We start from the raw sequence: 19,203 nt of genomic DNA, 5'->3' as shown, positions 1-19,203 counted from the left end.
CTCGCTGGCGCACTTCCGGGGAAAACTTGTTCGTCGTCTTGCTCATGATGGCTCCACCTTCTCAGGAGTTGGAGCCTCCGGCAAACCCGGAGCGGTTCAAAGTTCCATGGCACGCCCAGTACTCATTGTCGATGACGATCCGGTCCAGCGCCGCATTGTCGAAGCTGCGGTCAGCAAGTTCGGTTATGAAACGCTTGTCGCCGACGGCGGCGAAGCCGCGCTCGCGGCGATGGACGGTCCGCGTGGCCGCGACATCGCCGTCGTGATCCTTGACCTCGTCATGCCTGGCGTGGACGGACTTGAAGTGCTGAAACGGATGCGCGAGCGGGAAATCTATGTCCCGGTGATCGTGCAGACCGCAAAGGGCAGCATCGACACCGCGGTGTCGGCGATGCGGGCCGGTGCGTTCGATTTCGTCGTCAAGCCGGCCTCGCCCGAGCGGCTGCAGGTCGCGCTCGCCAATGCGGTGAAGGTGGAAGCCTTCGAAGGGGAGGCCAAGCGGGCGCGCAAGGGGGCGGCCGGGGCACTGACCTTCAAGGACCTCGTCACTGGCAGCCCGACCATGGAGCGGGTCATCGGTCTGGCGCGCAAGGCTGCATCCTCCAATATTCCGATCCTGATCGAGGGCGAGTCCGGTGTCGGCAAGGAACTGGTCGCCCGCGCCATCCAGGGATCGTCGGATCGCAAGGGCAAACCTTTCGTCACCGTCAACTGCGGCGCCATCCCCGACAATCTTGTGGAAAGCATCCTGTTCGGCCACGAAAAGGGGTCTTTCACAGGCGCTACGGAAAAGCACACCGGCAAGTTTGTGGAAGCCAATGGCGGCACGCTGTTCCTCGACGAGATCGGCGATCTGCCGCTCGACGTGCAGGTCAAGCTTTTGCGCGCCGTGCAGGAGGGCGAGGTCGATCCGGTGGGCGCGCGCTCTACCGTCAAGGTCGACATCAGGCTGATATCGGCGACCCACCGCGACCTTCTGCAGCGAGTGAAGGACGGCGAGTTCCGCGAGGACCTTTTCTACCGGCTCAACGTCTTTCCGATCCACGTGCCGCCGCTTCGCGACCGGCGCGAGGACATCCCAATGCTGGTGCAGCACTTCATTTCGCGCGTCGGTCCGGCAGAAGCGCGCGACAAGATCCACGGAATCTCGTCCGGTGCGCTTGCCATGCTGAAGGCCTATGACTGGCCGGGTAACATCAGGCAGCTCGAGAATGCGATCTTCCGGGCGGTCGTGCTTGCCGAAGGCAATGTGCTCACGGCTGACGAGTTTCCGCAGATCAAGGCGCAGGTGGAAGGCATAGACGAGTCCGTGCTGGATACCGCAGCGCCGGGGGGTATTCCCGAGATCGGTGAAAGGAGCGAGGCCCAGCGCGTGGTCTCAGCAGATTCGGCCATGCCATCTGCGAAGCCCTCGGAGCCACGCTTCGGACTGATGCGGGCGCTTGACGAACGGGGTAACGTGCGGCCGCTGGCCGATGTCGAGAATGAGATGATCCGGTTGGCCATCGAGCACTACAAGGGCCAGATGAGCGAAGTCGCGCGGCGACTGGGCATCGGCAGGTCGACGCTCTATCGCAAGCTCAAGGAAATGGGCATCGAACCTGAGGAGGGGCGCTCCGACAGGATGGCCTCCTGACAGCCACACGCAAGAAGCCATTGTTATTGATCGGTTTACCATGCGATCTATTGTGGAGAAACGCCACGATGTCGCCATGGTCTTTGCGCATTCCTGCTTTAATAAGCGGGGATTAACCATTAGAAGCGATAGTTGGGCGGAATCGCCCCGGCTTTTGTTTCGGGGACCAATCAATAGCCGATAAGGCGACGCGTTTTGAGCATTCTGAACCGAACTGACATCGTGCGGCGGTTGGAGGGTATGTCCCGGCTAGGATGGCTGGGCTGCCTTGCGCTCGCAGCGATTGTTTTCCTCTCCGCAGCAGCACCGGCCAATGCGCAGACGCGCAGCCTGAAGCTGTACTTCATCCACACCAAGGAACGCGCAGAGATCACTTATATGCGCAACGGTCGCTACGACCAGCGCGGTCTCAACGAGATCAATCGTTTCCTGCGCGACTGGCGCCGCAACGAGCCGGCCAAGATGGATCCTAAGCTGCTCGATCTCGTGTGGTCGGTCTATCGTTCGGTCGGCGCGCGCGACTATATCCATGTCGTGTCCGCGTACCGTTCGCCCGCTACCAACTCGATGCTGCGCAGCCGCTCGTCCGGCGTGGCCGAGAAAAGCCAGCACATGCTTGGCAAGGCGATGGACTTCTATATCCCGGGCGTTCCGCTTTCCAAGCTGCGGGCAGCCGCTTTCAAAGTCGAGGGCGGCGGCGTCGGCTACTATCCCAAGTCCGGCTCGCCCTTCGTTCACCTGGATGTCGGCAATGTCCGTTCGTGGCCGCGCATGAGCCGGAGCGAGCTTGTCGCGCTGTTCCCCGATGGCAAGACCATCCATCTGCCCAGCGATGGCAAGCCGCTGCCCGGCTATCAGCAGGCCATGGCCGCTTACAAGTCGCGCCGCGCTTCCGGCGCAACGGTTCAGATCGCCAGCGCCGATGCCGGTTCCGAGCGTAGTGGCGGTTCCGGTGGCGGACTGCTGAGCGCGCTGTTCGGCAACGGCAATCGCGGCCAGGCGGAAGCTTCCGCTCCGACACCGTCGGCGGCTGTGGCTGCCGCTGCACCTTCGCGTCCTGCGGCACAGCCCGCGCCGGTTGCGGAAACTCCGGAGACGATCATTGCGGCGCTTCCGGCCCGCAGCGTGCCTGTACCGGGAGCCGCTCCCCGTCCGATCGTGGACGTAGGCGCGCCGGCTGCCGCTCCGCTGATCCCCGGCCTGCCGGAACAGCCCGCGGCGCCTGCGCTGGCCGAGGCCCCCGCAGTCGAGGTTGCAGCGCTCAACATGCCAGTGCCAACGCGGCGGCCGGATTATGCGCCTGAGCCCGCCGTGCAGCTTGCGGCAGCCGAAGTGCCCGCGCCGGATCTCCCTGTTTCGGCTATCGCAGCGCCGCAGCCACGTGGCAGCGGAACGACTGCGATCACGGAAATGCTGGCGATGACGGCAGCCGAAGCGCGTGCTGACGTGGTCATCAATCCTCCGGTTCCACACCTGCGTCCAACGCAATCGGACACTTCGCTGGATGAAAAACAAGTCGCTGCCCTCACCAGCCCGGCTGCGGACCGCGGAGATGTCTTCGTGCTGGCGTCGCTGCCGAGTGTAAAGGAGGAGGCTGGGCGCCCTGCCGAGCTGCCGGTCGCGCTCACGTCGACGCCACGCAAGGATGAACGGCTTGCATCGCTTTCCGCATCGCCGCGCGTTGCGGTGATCGGCCGCGAGGCTGGAACCGATGCCACCTCGGCGCTGGAGTCCGGCGTGCGTACCACCGAAAAGTCTGGTAAGCCCCGTGCCAATGATGCGCGGCCCGGGCGCAAGTCGGTTGCCGTACCGGTCGAGCACGAGTTGACGCGCTGGGCTTTCCGCCGTGACGTGACCGTGGCGACTGCCGGTGGCACGAAGCGACCCGACAAGGCTTACGATACGGTCTGGAGTGCGCCGCAGATGGTCTACACGACCGGCTTCCAGCGCGACACGCCGCGTGAGGACGTCAATCGTTTCACCGGCAAGGCCGTAACATTCCTGCCTGCTGCCAAGTTCGCCACGAACTGAAGCCGGCGAGGCTCGAGAAATCAAAGCGCGTGGAGCCGATCCGAAAGATCGCCACGCGCTTTGTCATGTGAGGCGTGTTATCAGCGCTGGAGTTTGGCGGCAGCCGCCGCCAGGGCTTCGATTTCATCCCACTTGCCGGCGGCCACGAGACCGTCCGGCGCCACCCACGAGCCGCCGACACAGATGACATTCGGCAGCGAGAGATAATCTGCTGCGTTGCCGGCGCCGATGCCTCCGGTCGGGCAGAAGCGGATGCCGGCGAAAGGTGAGGCGAGCGATTTCAGGAATGCGGCGCCACCGGCCTGTTCGGCGGGGAAAAATTTCAGCAGCGAGTAGCCGCGTTCGGCTGCGGCCATGAGCTCGCCGGGGGTGATCGCACCCGGCAGCAGCGGCACAGGGCTCGATGCGACGGCGTCGATGAGAGACGGCGTCGTGCCAGGGCTGACGATGAACCGCGCGCCGGCGGAAACCGCTTCTTCGAACTGGTCGGGATTGAGGATCGTGCCGGCGCCCACTATCGCCTCGGGCACATCCGCCGCGACTGCGCGGATCGCGTCCAGTGCAACCGGCGTGCGCAGCGTGATCTCCACCGCCGGCAGGCCGCCGCGAGCCAGCGCGCGTACCAGCGGAACGGCGTCCGCAAGGCGGTCGATCTTGAGAACCGGTATCACCGGCTGGCCCTGCATGATCTTGAGAAGCTCGTCAGTTTTCTGCGTGCCGGATGGCATTGGCCGCTCCATCTAAAATTCAATCGATTTAGGTCTGTGCCGGCTCTAGCAGAGCGCCGCCGGACTGTCCACGCCAATACGAGTCGTACACGCTGTCTTCAAAGGGTTGCCCGGCCGAAGAGCCTCTTCAGGAGATTCTCGAACCATCCAGAGAGGGAGAAGCCGCCGCTTTCGCGCTTCTCCAGCGCCGCCATGGTGGCCGGGCCGGCGATGCCGTCGACCATCAGTCCCCGTCGATCCTGAAAGCGGCGCACGGCGTCCTCGGTTTCCGGGCCGAATACGCCATCGATGCGCAGGGAAAAGCCGTGTCCATTCAGGCGGATTTGCAGGTTTCGTACCCCGTCACCACGCATGCCGCGCCGCAGGAGAACGGAGGGCGTCCCGGCATTGCCCCGGCTGTATCGGGTGTAAGCCCTGGCCAGCTTCCGGTCGTAGCCGTTCTTGCGAAAGCCGGGGCCGTTATATCCGCGTGCAAAGGCAACCCAGTCGCGCCGGCGCAGCGCCTCGGCCAGACCGGCCTTGTCGATGTAGCGCGCCATGAGATTGAGCTGACCGGCGGTGCTGGACCGTGCTTCATCGACAAGCGCATCGACGCTGGCGTAGCCAAGCCAGGCCCAGTGCGCGCCCATGACCTGGCCGATGCCCCAGGAAACGGACTCGTATGCTGCCCGCCGGTCGATCCGGGCAGCGCGCGCCAGTAGCGACCAGCGTGCCGACTGGGATGCGGGGTTGGCGATCGCGCCTGCATCGGGAGAGGCCAGGCCGCTACGGCGCGCCTCCTCGCGCTTCGCGCCCGATAGGCGCCTGTCGAAATAATGCCCCTCGAAACGGATCAGCGGCTCCGCCCTGCCGCCGACCATGGCGTGGGTTCTCAAGCCGCTTTCTATATGCGCGACGGCAGCGAGTGCCGCCGGCTCGATACCCAGCCGCTCCGCGATCTTTTCGATTTCAGTCAGCACAGCTTCACCCAGCATGTCGCATCTCCTTGGCCGAGACGCATTGTCGAACGGGTTTGGGGGAGGTGGACAAACGCCTTGAAACCGGCACATCGGAACGATAGGAGCGCGCCATGGATCGTTCTGACCCCACAGGTTCCGTCTTTCTTGTTGCCGCGCTCTACCGCTTCGCAGCGCTGCCGCAGTGGCGCGAGCTGCGCATGCCACTCGCCGAATTCTGCTGCGCGCGCGGCATAAGGGGCACGCTGCTGCTCGCCCATGAGGGCATCAACGGCACGGTCGCCGGCAGCCACGATGCAATTGCCGAACTGGTCGCTCATCTAGAGGCGATCCCGGCGTTGGCCGGGCTTGAGGTGAAGTACAGCACGGCGTCCGATATGCCGTTCCACCGCATGAAGGTGCGGCTCAAGCGCGAGATCGTCACCATGGGGGTCGAGGACCTGGACCCCGCGCGGGATGCCGGCACCTATATCGAGCCGCAGGACTGGAATGCGCTCATCGCCGATCCCGAAACGGTGGTGATCGACACGCGTAACGACTACGAGACGGCCATCGGTACTTTTCGTGGCGCCGTCGATCCGGGTACGGCGAGTTTCCGCGAGTTTCCAGGCTGGGCCGCGGCGCGGCGCGAGGACCTCGCCGGGCGCAAGGTGGCGATGTTCTGTACCGGCGGCATCCGCTGCGAGAAGGCGACGGCCTATATGCGCTCGATCGGCATCGAGGAGGTCTATCACCTCAAGGGCGGCATCTTGAAATATCTCGAGGACGTGCCGCAGGAACAAAGCCTGTGGGATGGCGAGTGCTTTGTCTTCGACGAGCGCGTGTCCGTGACCCACGGTCTGCGCGAAGGCGAGGCGGAGCTTTGCCGGGCATGCCGGCATCCTCTAACCGCAGCGGATAAGCAATCGACCTTCTTTGTCGAAGGCGTGTCGTGCCATCGCTGCCACGAGAGCCGCAGCGAGGCCGACCGTGCCCGCTATGCCGAACGCCATCGCCAGGTGGAGCTTGCAAGCAGGCGAGGGACCAAGCCTCATATCGGCCGCTAAGACGCGGTATCTCTCCTGTCATTGCAATGTCGCTGTCGCCTGCCTACCTCTGGCAGGTTGTCGCGACAGCGGCGCGGAGCGAAACGAAGCTGCAAGGAGTGCCCCCGATGCTCGATCCCAGGAAGCTGCTGGATGACCTGCTCGGTTCGAAGGTTCCCGGAACCGAATCGACCGTGCGCGACAAAGCCGGTCAGGCCGCCCAGATGGCGCGGGACAATCCGCTCGCCGCTGGCGCGCTGGCAGCGGTCCTGCTCGGCACCGGTACGGGGCGCAAGCTCACCGGCTCGGCGCTCAAGATCGGCGGCATGGCCGCCGTCGCCGGGCTTGCCTACAAGGCCTACCAGAACTACCGCAACGGCGACCAGCCCGGTCAGGCGCAGACGTCTGCCGAACCGGAACTGCTGCCGCCGCCTGCCGACACGCCTTTCGATCCCGCGCAGGCGCCGCAGGGCGAGGCAGAGTTCGCGCTGGTCATCGTTCGCGCAATGATTGCCGCCGCACGCGCCGACGGGCATATCGACGAGGCCGAGCGAGGCCGTATCGCCGACCGGCTGCGTCTCTCAGGCATCGGCGACGAGGCGGAGGAATTCCTGCTTGCCGAGCTGTCGAAGCCCGTCGACCTCGACACTCTCATCGACGCTGCGAAGACCGACGCGCAGAAGGTCGAGCTCTATACCGCTTCGCGGCTCGCGATCGAGCCGCAGACGCGGGCCGAACGCGGCTATCTCGACATGCTCGCTGGCAGGCTGAAGCTGCCGGACGCGCTGATCGATCACGTCGAGGCGACGGTGTCCGAGGTCAAGACCGACAACCAGTCGGTCTGGTAAGCGGCGTCAGCCCAGCACGCGCGAAACGATCGCAGCGAGATCTTCCTCCAGTTCCTCCGAGCTCTGATCCTGGAGGAACTTCATACGCTGCGAAAGCAGCAGGTGCGCGAGGCCGTGGACAATAGCCCAGGTGGCGGCGAGTTGCCGCCTTCCTTCGCGTGTCGTCAAGGGGGCGACGCCCGCGACCGCCCCGACGCCTGCGACGAGTTGCTCGAACGACGCGGTCGCGGCCCGTTGCAGCCTATCTTCCTGAAAGTCGGCTTTCCGTGATGAAAACATCAGGCTGAAGAGAGCAGGGTTGGCGCGAGCGAATTCGATGTAGCCCAGCCCCATCGCCACCAGCCTTGCTCTGGCATCGCCCGGGTCCGCCGCGTTCATCCGCGCGGAGGTCGTTTTCAGGAAACGTTCGAAACCTTCGGCGGCAAGTGCCGAAAGCAACCCGGCCACGTCGCCAAAGTGATGGGCCGGGGCGGCGTGCGAAACGCCGGCTCGCTTGGCGCAGCCGCGCAGCGTGAAGCCTTCCGGTCCCTTTTCGGCAAGTTCGACTTCTGCCGCCTCCAGCAGTGCACGGCGCAGATCGCCGTGGTGATAGCCCTGCCGTTCGGGCTCGCCGTTCGTCTTCATGTCCCGCCTGTCCTTCACCAGCTCCCACGTCCGCAATGCACCAGCACCGTGCGAAATTCAATCTTTCCAATGTAAATTTTATCTTGACGCCGTAAAGATCGTAATTCAATCTTGACGACGTCAAGAATGGAGAGGCGCCTATGGATGCCGATACGATATTTCAGCTCAGCGGGCCGGTGGCCATCGCCGGATGGCTGTCGCTGTTCGCAAGTCCTTGGTTTCCGAGCTTTGCCGACCGCTTCGCGAGCATAATCGTGCCGGCTCTGCTGTCGGTTGCCTATGTCGGGCTGATGCTGGCCTTCTGGAGCGGGGCCGAAGGCGGGTTCGACACGCTGGATAATGTCGCGTTGCTGTTTCAGACGCGAGAATTGCTGCTGGCAGGTTGGCTGCACTACCTCGCCTTCGACCTGTTCGTGGGGGCATGGATAGTGCGCACGGCGCGCGCCGAGGGCATTTCATTCTGGCTTACATTGCCCTGCCTCCCGTTGACCTTCCTGTTCGGTCCAGCCGGCTATCTCGCTTTCGTTTCGCTGAGGACGGTACTCCCCGGCCGGCGACTGTTCGAGCCCGCTTGAGTTTTGTGAGGAAACATGACGATGACCATGTCCATTGCCGAGGAAGCCCGCTTCGTGACAATCGACCGGCGCCGGCCACTCGATGCGCTCGTCAGGCATGAGCCAGTCTTCGGTGCCTTGGGGCTTCTGATGATGGCGGCGATGGCGCCGACATTGTTCGCCTATGCCATTGACGGGCGCACGTTCAACGGCGTGAACATTTGGCTGAAGCCGCTGAAGTTCGAGTTCTCGCTGACGGTCTATTTTCTCACGCTGGCGTTCTTGGCGCGCTGGCTGCCGGCCGGTATCCGCGATCGGCGCTGGTATCGCTGGTTTACCGGAACAGTCGTTGTGGCTTCGGTTGCCGAAATCGTCTGGATCGGAGCGGCGGCGGCGATGGGCACCGCGTCCCACTTCAACACGTCGCCAATCGGCGCCGCAATCTATCCGGCGATGGGTGTCGCAGCGACGTTGATTACATCCGCGTCCGCCGTCTTCGCCTGGCAGATTTGGCGCAACGGCGCGCTGCGCATGCCGCCCGCCTTCTGCGAGAGCGTCGTGCTGGGGCTTGCGCTGGTGTTGCCGCTGACACTGATAACCGCCGGAACCATGAGCGGGCTGGGTGGGCACGGCATCGGTGGGCAGGCGGGCGACACTGGCGGCCTGATGCTGATGGGGTGGGCGCGTGATGGCGGCGACCTGCGCGTGGCCCATTTCTTCGCCACTCACGCGATGCATTTCATCCCGGCGTTCGCGCTCGTCTCGGTCCCCGTTTTCGGCGGTGCCGACCGCAGGCCGGTGCGGATTTTCGCGGCACTGTTTGTAGCCTTTGTGGCTTTCACCCTTATTCAGGCGCTGATGGGCAGGCCGTTTCTGGCGGCTCTGGGCTGAGCCGGCAAACGGGATTAACCGATCGTTAACGAATCAGGTACAATCTGAAACAAGTCGAATCGGCTTTCCTCCTCCCAAGCGCGATTCAAATTAAGGGCGGTCCCTACGACCGCCCTTTCTTTGGCAGCCCCTGCTTACTTGCCTTCCAGCCTCCCATCTGCAAATCAACGTTGGTGAAACGTGGAGGAGGTTCTCATGGCCGCAACAAAGTTCGCTCTCGTGACCGGTGCAGGCACGGGCATTGGCAAGAGCGTTGCCACCGCGCTGGTTCGCAACGGCTGGGACACGATTTTTACCGGCCGAACGCTGGGGCGGCTCGAAGAGGCGGCGCAAGCGGCCAATGGTCTGGGTGGCGGCCGCGCGCTGGCGGTTGCGTGCGACGTTTCACGGCCTGAGCAGGTGGAGCAGCTGTTCGAGCGGATCGGTGACGAGTTCGGACGCCTCGACCTTCTCTTCAACAATGCCGGCATGAGCGCCAAGGCCATGCCGATCGACGAAATTCCGGTCGAAACCTGGCACGATGTCGTGGACGTGAATCTGACCGGTTCGTTTCTGTGCGCGCGGGCGGCTTTCGGGATGATGCGCAGGCAGGCGCCGCAGGGCGGCCGCATCATCAACAACGGTTCGATCTCGGCTTATGCGCCGCGCCCGGGTTCCGTGCCCTATACGGCCACCAAACACGCCATCACCGGCCTGACCAAGACGCTGGCGCTCGATGGCCGGCCGTTCGATATCGCCTGCGGCCAGGTCGATATTGGCAATGCGCTCACCGAAATGGCAGCCCCGATGGCGCAAGGCGTGCCGCAGGCTGACGGGTCGGTAAAGGTGGAAGCGGTGATGGATGTCGACCACGTTGCCAATGCCGTCGTGCACATGGCCAGCCTGCCGCTCGACGCCAATATCCTTTTCATGAACGTGATGGCGACAAAAATGCCCTTTGTCGGGCGCGGATAGGAAGAACCCTCCCGCTTTCCGGCCCATTTCGATAGGGCATTGTTGGACTTTACGTCGCTGTCGGGATTTCTATTTCCTCCAGGACGTACGGGGCTTGCCGGTCGTGGCTGTCGCCGTGCTAGAACAATCTAGGCCATTGATTGCGGAGGCTGACCTCGACATGGAAGCGCTTCTTGGCGGGGCTCAACCCTATATCGCGCTCGTGCTGCTGGTGCTTCTGCTGGCCGCCTTCGTGATCGAACGCTATCCGCCGGAGGTTACTGCCGCGGGAGGCGCTGCGGCGTTCCTTCTGCTGGGTTTGACCACCCCGGAAGATGCGATGCGCGTCTTCTCGAATTCCGCGCCCATAACCATTGCGGCGATGTTCGTGTTGTCGGGCGCGCTGGTGCGCACCGGCGTGCTTGAAAACCTCGCAAGCAGGCTGACAACCAGCGCCACGAACCATCCGGCCCTGGTGGTCGCGGCTCTTCTGATCGGCACGGTGGCCGCGTCGGCCTTCATGAACAATACGCCGGTCGTGCTGATCCTGATCCCGATCGTTTTTCGGCTCGCCCGCACGCTGGACATCGCAGCCACGAGGCTGCTTATCCCAATTTCCTACGCTGCGATCCTCGGCGGCACCTGCACGCTGATCGGCACGTCCACCAACATTCTCGTCGACGGTGTGGCGCGCAATGCCGGCGAGCCGGCGTTCTCGATCTTCGAGATAACCCCGATCGGAATCGTTGCAGCACTTACTGGAACACTGGTCATGCTGCTCCTCGGCCGTTTCCTGCTGCCTGACAGGCGCGGTGCAGGCGAGACGGCGCAGGCCGGAGAAACGGAGTTCCTCTCCGAGGTGACCGTTCGCGCCGAGGGCCGTTATACCCAGGCGAAGATCGGCGCCATCAGCGACTTCAATCGTGCAGGGCTCAAGGTCCTGGGCTTGCGCAGCGGCGGCGAGGTTATCCGCGACAATGTCGGCGAGCGCACGATGAAGCGGGGCGATTCGCTGATCCTACTCGGCACTGCTTCGGAAATCCTCACGCTCAACGAAAAGAGCGACCTGCATGTCGGGCTGCGCCGTAGTCAGGAACGCGCGGGCGAAAAAGTGGTTGTGGAGGCCGTCGTTGCCCCGCATCGCGCCACCACCGGCGAGCGGATCGGCGACCTGATGCTGGGCCGCCGCTACGGCGTGCGTATCCTTGGCGCGCATCGCCACCGCCATATTCCGGGCTCCGATCTGGAAAGCGTCAAGCTGAGGCCCGCCGACAAGCTGTTGCTCGAAGGCCCACCGGACAATTTCGACGCGTTGACCGAGGATGCAAGTCTCGTGTCGGTATCGCGCCCCAGCGCGCGACCCTACCGACGCAGCAAGGCTCCGGTGGCACTTGGCGCGCTGGCAGCGGTCGTCGGGCTTGCGGCCTTCAACGTCATGGACATCGCCATCCTCGCGCTGCTCGCGGTGGCGGCGATCCTGCTGCTGCGCTGCCTCGACAGTGACGAGGCTTGGGGCTCCATCGACGGCTCGATCCTCGTGCTGATCTTTGCGATGCTGATCATCGGCGCGGGACTGGAGCGGTCCGGCGGCGTCCAGCTCATCGTCAACGCGCTAGCGCCGTATCTGGCGACAATGCCGCCGGTGGTCACACTGGTCGCGATCTTCGCGATCTCATCAACCTTGACCGAGCTGGTCACCAACAATGCGGTCGCGGTTCTGGTTGCGCCAATCGCTATTGGCCTCGCAACGCAGATGGGTGTCGATCCCCGGCCGTTCCTGATCGCCGTGATGATCGGCGCCAGCGCCAGCTTCGCCACGCCGATCGGCTACCAGACGAACACGCTGGTCTATGGTGCAGGCAATTACCGCTTCACCGACTTCCTGAAAGTGGGCATTCCCATGAACATCGCCGTTGCCGTCGCAAGCTGCGTGGCAATCTGGCTGATCTATGACCTTTAGACCTCCGCCACAGATACACCAGGCAGGTAGCGCGTGATCGGGCGGATTTCGTAGACGGCGGACTTGTTCACGCGACGCAACTCGCGTGCTGCGTCGATTGCGGCCTCCAGCGAGTCGCACTCCAGCATGTAAATGCCAAGCAACTGCTCCTTCGTCTCGGCGAATGGACCATCGATGACCATCGCCTCGGGACTGCGCAATGTTACCGCCTGGCCGGTGAAGTCGAGCCGCGCCGATGGCCCCAGCTTGCCGGTCTCGTTGATCTTGTCATGGACCTTCATCAGGTTGCCCATCAACGCCACACCGTCTTCCGGCGTCATCGCGGCGACGACGCCTTCCTCGTGATAGGCGAGTATCGCGTAAAGCATGCGGTTCCTCCAGGCTTTGTCGGGTGGTGCGGCCCAGCTAGCGGGCAAGGAAGCTTTCGATCCTCTCCAGGGCCCGCAGAATGTTTTCCTCGGAATTTGCATAAGAAAGGCGCAGATAGCCTTCTCCGAGGACGCCGAAATCCGGGCCGCCGATAAGCGCGACGCCGGCATCTTCCAGCAAGGCCGATGCAAACGCTTTGGCCGGGCGGCCAGTGTCCCGCACGTTCGGGAACGCATAGAACGCGCCCTTGGGGGTGATGCAGGAAAAGCCCGGCAGCGCATTCAGGCCTTCCACAACGATCCTGCGTCGCCGGTCGAAGGCCGCGAGCATCTTCTCCACATCGTCCTGCGGGCCGTCGATGGCGGCGATTCCGGCGAACTGGCTGGGCGCGTTGACGCAGGACCAGCAATTCACCGCCAGCTTGCGCACCTTGTCATAGAGGTGGCCGCTCTCGGGTCCGTTCGGCCAGATCGACCAGCCCATGCGCCAGCCGGTCATCGCCCATGTCTTCGACCAGCCGTTGAGCACGATCAGCCGGTCGCGGATTTCCGGAAACTGAAGCAGCGAGGTGTGCGTCTCGCCGTCATAGGTCATCACGTCGTAGATTTCGTCGGAGAGGATTGCGACGTGCGGATGCGCATCGAGGCCGCGCACCAGCTTCTCGATTTCTGCCCTCGGCGTCACGCCGCCGGTGGGATTGGCAGGCGAGTTCACGATCAGCAGTCGTGTAGCCGGCGTGATCAGGGCGAGGGTCTCGTCGGCTGAAAAGGCGAAACCGTTTTCCTCGCGGATCGGCACAGGCACCGGCCGCGCGCCGGTGAACTCGATCATCGATCGATAGATCGGAAAGCCCGGATCGGGATAGAGAATGTCGACGCCCGGCGCGCCGAACATCAGGATCGCGGCGAACATGGTCGGCTTGCCGCCTGGCATGATCATCACATTCTCGGGCGAAACCTCGACGCCTGTCGTGGTCAGCGTGCGGCGCACCACGGCTTCGCGTGTGGCAAGAAGGCCGGTTGCCGGCGTGTAGCCGTGATGGCCGTCGCGCAGCGCCTTGATGGCGGCTTCGACGATATGGGCAGGTGTGCTGAAATCGGGCTGGCCGATGCCAAGATTGATGATGTCCTTGCCCGATTGCGCCAGTGCGGTCGCGCGCGCGAGCACCGCGAAGGCATTCTCCTCGCCGATCCTGTCGAAGGCTTCGATCGTTTGGAGCATGCGGGCGTTCCTCCCTGGTTCTTTTCCCGGCACGATGTTCTTGTGAGGCTTGGCGTCTGTTTGTCAATGTTGGTGGGCACATGGAAGATCTGAGCCAATGGACGCCGCGGCAGCGGCCTGAGCGCGAGCCGATGGAGGGGCGCTATGTGCGCCTTGAACCGCTGGATGCCGCACGTCACGGAGACGGGCTTTTCGAAGCATCTTCGACACCGGACAAGGATTCGCGCTTCCGCTGGCTCTACGACCATGCGCCACAGGACCGGGCGGATTTCCAGCCCTGGCTCGACAAGGCCGCGGCGAGCGACGATCCGCTTTATTTCGCGGTGATCGACAAGGCCAGCGGGCGGATCGCCGGTCGCCAGAGCTTCATGCGCATCGATACCGCCAACGGCGTCATCGAGATTGGGAACATTCTCTGGAACGGGCTCGTCGCCCGAAAGCCGGCGTCGACGGAAGCGCTTTACCTCTTCGCGCGCCATGCCTTCGACGATCTCGGCTATCGCCGCTTCGAGTGGAAATGCAATGCCGAGAACGAACCGTCGCGCAGCGCGGCGCTGCGCTTCGGCTTTTCCTTCGAGGGTGTTTTTCGCCAGCATCTCATCGTCAAGGGCCGCAATCGCGACACCGCATGGTTTGCGATGATCGACAAGAAATGGCCGACGATAGGCCGCGCCCTTGAGGAGTGGCTTGATCCGGAAAATTTCGATAGTGAAGGGCAGCAGAAAAGGCGGCTCGGCGAGATCAGGGCTGCCGTGACAGCCTGAGGAGCGCCGGCATGGACCATGGCCACGCGCACGATCATTCCGGCCACGGCCATTCCCACGGCGCGGGCGACAAGACGCGGGTGCTGGTCGCTGCATGCCTGACGGGCGGGTTCATGGTGGCGGAGGCGATCGGCGGCCTCGCCACCGGGTCGCTGGCGCTTCTGGCCGATGCCGGCCACATGCTTTCGGACACGGTTGCGCTGGTGCTGGCCTGGTATGCGTTTCACTTGGCGGGGAGGGCGGCGACGACGCGCCTGACATACGGCTTCGACCGGGTGAAGACGCTGGTTGCCTACACAAACGGGCTGACGATCTTTGCCATCGGTATCTGGATCGTCTATGAGGCCTGGCACCGCATGGCGGAGCCTTCGCCTATCCTCGGCGGGCCGATGCTGGTGATCGGCGTGCTCGGCCTGCTGGTCAATGTGGCGGCGTTTTTCGTTCTGCATGGCGGTGACAGGGAAAACCTCAACATGCGCGGGGCGATCCTGCATGTCATCGGCGATCTGCTGGGCTCAGTCGCGGCAATCGCGGCGGCCGGCATCATCCTGCTGACCGGCTGGTACCCCATCGACCCGATCCTTTCGGCTCTTGTGGCGCTGTTGCTCTTCCGAAGCGCCTGGTCGCTGGTGCGGGAGTCCGGCCACATGCTGCTCGAAGGTGCGCCGAGCGGGCTTGACCGCGACGATATCGCGCGCGACATCGAAGCGAATGTCAAAGGGGTGCTTGGCATTCATCATATGCATGTCTGGTCGCTGGACGGGACACGCAACATGGCAACACTGCACGCCTGCCTGCGCGAGGGGATCAACGCGCATGCAGCGATCTGCGACATCAAGCTGCGCATGGCCAAGGTGCATCACATCGATCATGTAACCGTCGAGCCGGAATTCGGGCATTGCGCCGACCGGCCGGCGGGCGTCCATCTGCATTAGGGAGAGAAGTCGAATGGCTGGAAGGCTCAAGGGCAAGATCGCGGTGGTGACCGCAGCGGGGCAGGGGATCGGGCGCGCTATCGCCGAAGCCTTCGTGAAGGAAGGCGCCACCGTCTACGCGACCGATGTCGACCGCGCAAAGCTCGAAGGTCTGGCACGGGCGAAGAAGGGCAAGCTCAACGTGCTCTCCACCCGTGCCGTCGACGCCTACGCCGCCAAGGTGGGTGCCATCGACATTCTGGTGAACGTCGCCGGCTATGTGCATCACGGCACCGTGCTCGACTGCGAGGAAAAGGACTGGGACTTCTCCTTCGATCTCAACGTAAAGGCCATGCATCGCACGATCCGCGCGTTCCTGCCCGGCATGCTCGATCGGGCCAGGGAAACCGGCTCGTCGGGCTCGATCATCAATCTGTCGTCCTGCGCGTCGTCGCTCAAGGCTGTTCCGAACCGCTATGCCTACGGGGCTTCCAAGGCAGCGGTGATCGGCCTCACCAAGGCCGTTGCGATGGACTTCGTCACCAAGGGCGTGCGCTGCAACGCGATCTGCCCCGGCACCGTGCGGTCGCCGTCGTGGGAGGAGCGCGTCGAGGAACTCGGCCAGTCAGTCGGCGGCAAGGACAAGGCGCTCGAGATGTTCGTGGCGCGCCAGCCGATGGGCCGGGTCGGCGAATCATCTGAGATCGCCGCACTCGCCGTCTATCTCGCAGGCGATGAATCGGCCTTCACCACCGGAACCGCGATCCCGGTCGACGGCGGTTTGACAAACTGATGGATCGCGACACGCGCAACGCTGCGATCGCTGCCGCGGTCATACTGGTCGGGTTCGGCATCGTCGCGTTCTACATGCCGACGCTGATGCTGGCCGCCGGTGAAGCCTCGCCCATCATCGGCGGCATACTCGCGGTGGCATTCGTGCTTGCCTTCTTCGGCGTGTTCTGGCTGCGTGGGCGCAGCAAACGGAACGGCAACGGGGAGGAATAGCCATGCGCGTGGTGGTGACGGGTGCGGCCGGGATGGTCGGCCGCAAGCTGACCAAGCGTCTGATGGAAGACGGCTCCGTTGCCGGCAGGACCATTGCTGCGCTCGATCTACACGACGTGACGCCGTTCGAGGCGATGTCGTCGCCGGCTATGCATGTGACCGTGCATGTCGGAGACCTTGCCGCCGAAGGGGCGGCGGCCGCGCTCGTCGCCCCACGGCCGGATCTGGTGTTCCACCTGGCCGGTGTGGTTTCGGGCGAGGCGGAGGCCAATCTCGAACTCGGCTACCGCGTCAACCTCGACGGCACCCGCGCGTTGTTCGATGCGATCCGGCATGCCGGCAACGCGCCGCGCGTCGTCTTCACCTCGTCGATCGCCGTCTATGGCGGACCTTACCCTGACGTCATCCCCGACGACTTTCATACGGTTCCGCTTACATCCTACGGCACGCAGAAGCTGATGTCGGAAGCGCTGCTCAACGACTACAGCCGGCGTGGCTTCTTCGACGGGATCGGTCTCCGGTTCCCGACGATCTGCGTGCGACCGGGTAAGCCGAACAAGGCCGCCTCCGGCTTCTTCTCCAACATCATCCGCGAACCGTTGGTAGGCTTGCCGGCGGTTCTGCCCGTGCCGCGCGACGTGGTTCATACCCACGCAAGCCCGCGTTCGGCAGTGGGTTTCCTCATTCATGCGGCTGGTCTCGATGGCGGCCAGGTCGGGCCGCGCCGCAATATCACCTTGCCGGGCGTTGGCGTTTCGGTCGGCGAGCAGATCGAGGCGCTGCGTCGCGTCGCCGGTCAGGACGCGGTAGACCTGATCCGGGAGGAGCCAGACGAAGCCGTGTGGGCGCTGGTCAAGAATTGGCCTACGCGGTTCGAGGCGCGCCGTGCGGGCGAACTCGGTTTCAAGGCGGAAACGAGCTTCGACGAGATCATTCGCGCACACATCGAGGATGAGCTCTCAGACTGAGAGCGCAGCCATCAGCAGCGTCAGCCCGAGCAGGAACACGAAGCCGGCGCCGGCAATCTCGATCAAGCCGAGCACCCGGTTTCCAGTGCGTCCGTCGCCTGCATAGGCAACGGCCCAGTTCTTCGCCGTAACCGCCATGATGGCCAGCGCCGACACCGTGATCGCGGTACCGATCGCCATGGCGAAGACCGAGACGATGCCGCCGAACCAGAGACCGTTGAGGAAAGCGAAGGACAGCACGATCAGCGCGCCGGTGCAGGGGCGCAGTCCCACGGCAACGACTGCGGCCCAGGCTGTTTTCCAGTTGAAATGCTCACCTGCGATCAGCTTCGGGTCGGGCGCGTGGGCATGGCCGCAGGTCGAACAGACCTCGCCATGCGCGTGGTCGTGACCATGGTGATCGTGGTGATGATCGTGATGGTGATGGTGATGCCCATGATCATGGTGGTGGTTATCGGTATGTGCATGGGCGGCCGATGATAGGCTGTGGGCCGGATTGCCGAACAGCAAGCCGCGCAGATATGGGCCGGCCTTGCGCCACAACAGCCAGGCGCCGAAGCCCGTCACCAGCACATAGCTCACGATCTCGAGGAAACGCGTTGCGTCGGTCATCGAGATCGCCGTGCCGCGCAGGACCAGGAAGACAGCGCCCATGATGGCAATTGCCGACAACGCCTGGAGCATGGCGGAAACGAAAGACAGCATCACGCCACGCCGCAGGGCAACCTCGTTGGCGAGCATGTAGGAGGAGATGACCGCCTTGCCGTGGCCCGGGCCGGCGGCATGGAACACGCCGTAAGCGAAGGAGAGGCCGACAAGAATCCACAAACCACCGCCGCCGTCGCGCATCGACCGCAAGGCTCCGGTGAGCGAGCGGTAAAAACCTTGCTGCTGTGCGTTGATCCAATTCAGCAGGCCTGCAAACAAACCCGTTGACGGCAAGGTCGCCTCGTTCGCCCCGATGCCGAGCGAGCTTTGTGCATGAGCGTAGCCTGCGAAATGGGTGAGGATGAAGGTCAGCGCCAGCAGCGCGAAGACAATACGGGTCGTCGTCTTTTTCACGCCAGTCATCCCTCTCCGGAGCAGTTCAGTTCGAGTCGGGTCGCGAAAAGCTTGGAATAGTCGTTGTTGGACGGGTCGTTGAAGAACGCCTCGGTGAGCGACTGTTGATTCATCGCGATGGCTTCATCCGGATTGGGGCGAACGACTGTGCGGATGCAGCTTTCCGGAAGATCGGCAACGACCAGGTTCTTGTCTTCGTAAAAGTCGATCGCGGTGTAGAAGGTCGGGTCGTAGACGCCGAAATCGAGCTGGCCATCGAGATGCAGCGGTTCTGCAGGGCGTGATTCGAACAGAATGATGAGCTGGTTGTCTTCGTAATTCGCCATGATGCGGTCCGGCGCAACCATGTCCACTTCCTTGCCGCCAGCGGTGACGATCTGGAAATAGTTGAACTCGGCAAGCGATTCATGAATGACCGCGCCGACTTCCTCAAGCTCTGCGTTGTCGAGTACGAGGTCGGCGTTCTTATCGAATTCCAGAAGCACGGTGCTGGAGAAGAGATCGTCGAAACGCCAGACGTGGCGCAGCGCGACGACGTTGCGATCCGCATCGATTGCGACTTCAAGGTTCGCTTCGGCGAAGACATGGGGGTGCGCCAGAGCAGGGGCTGCGCCCGAAACGCACAGCGCCGCAACAGCGGCCGGCAATGTTCGCTTGCTGATTCTGCAGTGCACGGCTGACCCACCCTCTCCGGTGCGCCCGAGCATCATCATA

Annotated in this window: 20 protein-coding genes; 13 read left to right on the top strand and 7 right to left on the bottom strand. The window is 63.6% G+C overall.

All coding sequences use genetic code 11. The features are described from left to right. Window positions 1-106 precede the first annotated feature (106 nt). Both V1479_RS22780 and mepK read left to right on the top strand, forming a co-directional pair. Window positions 107-1,636, top strand: a complete 1,530-nt coding sequence (locus V1479_RS22780; RefSeq protein WP_368804880.1) for a sigma-54-dependent transcriptional regulator — start codon at window positions 107-109, stop codon at window positions 1,634-1,636. A 240-nt stretch (window positions 1,637-1,876) separates the two neighbouring features. Beyond that, window positions 1,877-3,667 carry a peptidoglycan L,D-endopeptidase MepK gene (mepK, locus tag V1479_RS22775; RefSeq protein WP_438620823.1) on the top strand — a complete coding sequence of 597 codons (1,791 nt, stop codon included), beginning with the start codon at window positions 1,877-1,879 and terminating at the stop codon, window positions 3,665-3,667. Window positions 3,668-3,747: 80 nt separating this feature from the next. On the opposite strand, the gene V1479_RS22770 is transcribed toward mepK, so the two are convergent. Continuing rightward, entirely contained in the window at window positions 3,748-4,395 is a 648-nt protein-coding gene (locus tag V1479_RS22770) for a 2-dehydro-3-deoxy-phosphogluconate aldolase (RefSeq protein WP_368804878.1), read from the bottom strand. Window positions 4,396-4,493: 98 nt separating this feature from the next. Then, window positions 4,494-5,369 carry an N-acetylmuramidase domain-containing protein gene (locus V1479_RS22765; protein ID WP_368804877.1) on the bottom strand — a complete coding sequence of 292 codons (876 nt, stop codon included), beginning with the start codon at window positions 5,367-5,369 and terminating at the stop codon, window positions 4,494-4,496. A gap of 95 nt (window positions 5,370-5,464) precedes the next feature. Here V1479_RS22765 and trhO point away from each other — a divergent pair, with 95 nt between their 5' ends. Then, window positions 5,465-6,397, top strand: coding sequence for an oxygen-dependent tRNA uridine(34) hydroxylase TrhO (gene trhO, locus V1479_RS22760; RefSeq protein ID WP_368804876.1), 933 nt, complete (start codon window positions 5,465-5,467; stop codon window positions 6,395-6,397). A 107-nt stretch (window positions 6,398-6,504) separates the two neighbouring features. Beyond that, window positions 6,505-7,224, top strand: a complete 720-nt coding sequence (locus V1479_RS22755; RefSeq protein WP_368804875.1) for a tellurite resistance TerB family protein — start codon at window positions 6,505-6,507, stop codon at window positions 7,222-7,224. Window positions 7,225-7,230: 6 nt separating this feature from the next. Here V1479_RS22755 and V1479_RS22750 read toward each other — a convergent pair whose 3' ends face one another. After that, entirely contained in the window at window positions 7,231-7,848 is a 618-nt protein-coding gene (locus V1479_RS22750; RefSeq protein ID WP_368804874.1) for a TetR/AcrR family transcriptional regulator, read from the bottom strand. A gap of 140 nt (window positions 7,849-7,988) precedes the next feature. Here V1479_RS22750 and V1479_RS22745 point away from each other — a divergent pair, with 140 nt between their 5' ends. The 4 genes from V1479_RS22745 (at window position 7,989) to V1479_RS22730 (ending at window position 12,186) form a co-directional block, all read left to right on the top strand. Continuing rightward, complete coding sequence (locus tag V1479_RS22745) at window positions 7,989-8,423, top strand: ABA4-like family protein (protein ID WP_368804873.1); 435 nt, start codon at window positions 7,989-7,991, stop codon at window positions 8,421-8,423. Window positions 8,424-8,444: 21 nt separating this feature from the next. Then, window positions 8,445-9,293 carry a hypothetical protein gene (locus V1479_RS22740; protein ID WP_368804872.1) on the top strand — a complete coding sequence of 283 codons (849 nt, stop codon included), beginning with the start codon at window positions 8,445-8,447 and terminating at the stop codon, window positions 9,291-9,293. A 195-nt stretch (window positions 9,294-9,488) separates the two neighbouring features. Then, window positions 9,489-10,247, top strand: a complete 759-nt coding sequence (locus V1479_RS22735; RefSeq protein WP_368804871.1) for an SDR family oxidoreductase — start codon at window positions 9,489-9,491, stop codon at window positions 10,245-10,247. Window positions 10,248-10,407: 160 nt separating this feature from the next. Next, entirely contained in the window at window positions 10,408-12,186 is a 1,779-nt protein-coding gene (locus V1479_RS22730; protein WP_368804870.1) for an SLC13 family permease, read from the top strand. Here the strand turns inward: V1479_RS22730 and V1479_RS22725 are convergent. Next, a complete protein-coding gene (locus V1479_RS22725) occupies window positions 12,183-12,554 on the bottom strand; it encodes a YciI family protein (protein ID WP_368804869.1) in 372 nt (123 codons plus the stop codon). The genes V1479_RS22730 and V1479_RS22725 overlap by 4 nt on opposite strands. Window positions 12,555-12,591: 37 nt before the next feature. Next, window positions 12,592-13,776 (bottom strand): pyridoxal phosphate-dependent aminotransferase, encoded by a 1,185-nt coding sequence (locus V1479_RS22720; protein ID WP_368804868.1) that lies wholly within the window; start codon window positions 13,774-13,776, stop codon window positions 12,592-12,594. Window positions 13,777-13,856: 80 nt separating this feature from the next. Here V1479_RS22720 and V1479_RS22715 point away from each other — a divergent pair, with 80 nt between their 5' ends. Genes V1479_RS22715 through denD form a run of 5 tightly spaced genes read left to right on the top strand, consistent with a single transcriptional unit; the run spans window position 13,857 to window position 17,427 of the window. Beyond that, the gene (locus tag V1479_RS22715; RefSeq protein ID WP_368804867.1) at window positions 13,857-14,540 is read left to right on the top strand and encodes a GNAT family N-acetyltransferase; all 684 of its coding nucleotides are present in this window, start codon (window positions 13,857-13,859) and stop codon (window positions 14,538-14,540) included. 11 nt (window positions 14,541-14,551) lie between these two features. Then, the gene (locus V1479_RS22710; protein WP_368804866.1) at window positions 14,552-15,475 is read left to right on the top strand and encodes a cation diffusion facilitator family transporter; all 924 of its coding nucleotides are present in this window, start codon (window positions 14,552-14,554) and stop codon (window positions 15,473-15,475) included. A gap of 13 nt (window positions 15,476-15,488) precedes the next feature. Then, complete coding sequence (locus V1479_RS22705) at window positions 15,489-16,247, top strand: SDR family oxidoreductase (protein WP_368804865.1); 759 nt, start codon at window positions 15,489-15,491, stop codon at window positions 16,245-16,247. Next, window positions 16,247-16,459 (top strand): hypothetical protein, encoded by a 213-nt coding sequence (locus V1479_RS22700; protein ID WP_173193209.1) that lies wholly within the window; start codon window positions 16,247-16,249, stop codon window positions 16,457-16,459. Before V1479_RS22705 ends, V1479_RS22700 begins: the two co-directional genes overlap by 1 nt. Before the next feature lie 2 nt (window positions 16,460-16,461). Further along, on the top strand, window positions 16,462-17,427 hold the full coding sequence (gene denD, locus V1479_RS22695; RefSeq protein ID WP_368804864.1) for a D-erythronate dehydrogenase: 966 nt from the start codon (window positions 16,462-16,464) through the stop codon (window positions 17,425-17,427). Here denD and V1479_RS22690 read toward each other — a convergent pair. Both V1479_RS22690 and V1479_RS22685 read right to left on the bottom strand, forming a co-directional pair. Next, window positions 17,419-18,498, bottom strand: a complete 1,080-nt coding sequence (locus tag V1479_RS22690; protein WP_368804863.1) for a nickel/cobalt transporter — start codon at window positions 18,496-18,498, stop codon at window positions 17,419-17,421. The genes denD and V1479_RS22690 overlap by 9 nt on opposite strands. Continuing rightward, entirely contained in the window at window positions 18,495-19,163 is a 669-nt protein-coding gene (locus V1479_RS22685; protein ID WP_438620816.1) for a DUF1007 family protein, read from the bottom strand. The genes V1479_RS22690 and V1479_RS22685 overlap by 4 nt, the downstream gene beginning before the upstream one ends. Between the last annotated feature and the right edge of the window lie 40 nt (window positions 19,164-19,203).

Source organism: Neoaquamicrobium sediminum, assembly GCF_040970315.1.
Taxonomy (GTDB): Bacteria; Pseudomonadota; Alphaproteobacteria; order Rhizobiales; family Rhizobiaceae; genus Aerobium; species Aerobium sediminum.
This window is presented reverse-complemented; position numbering and strand designations above follow the sequence as displayed.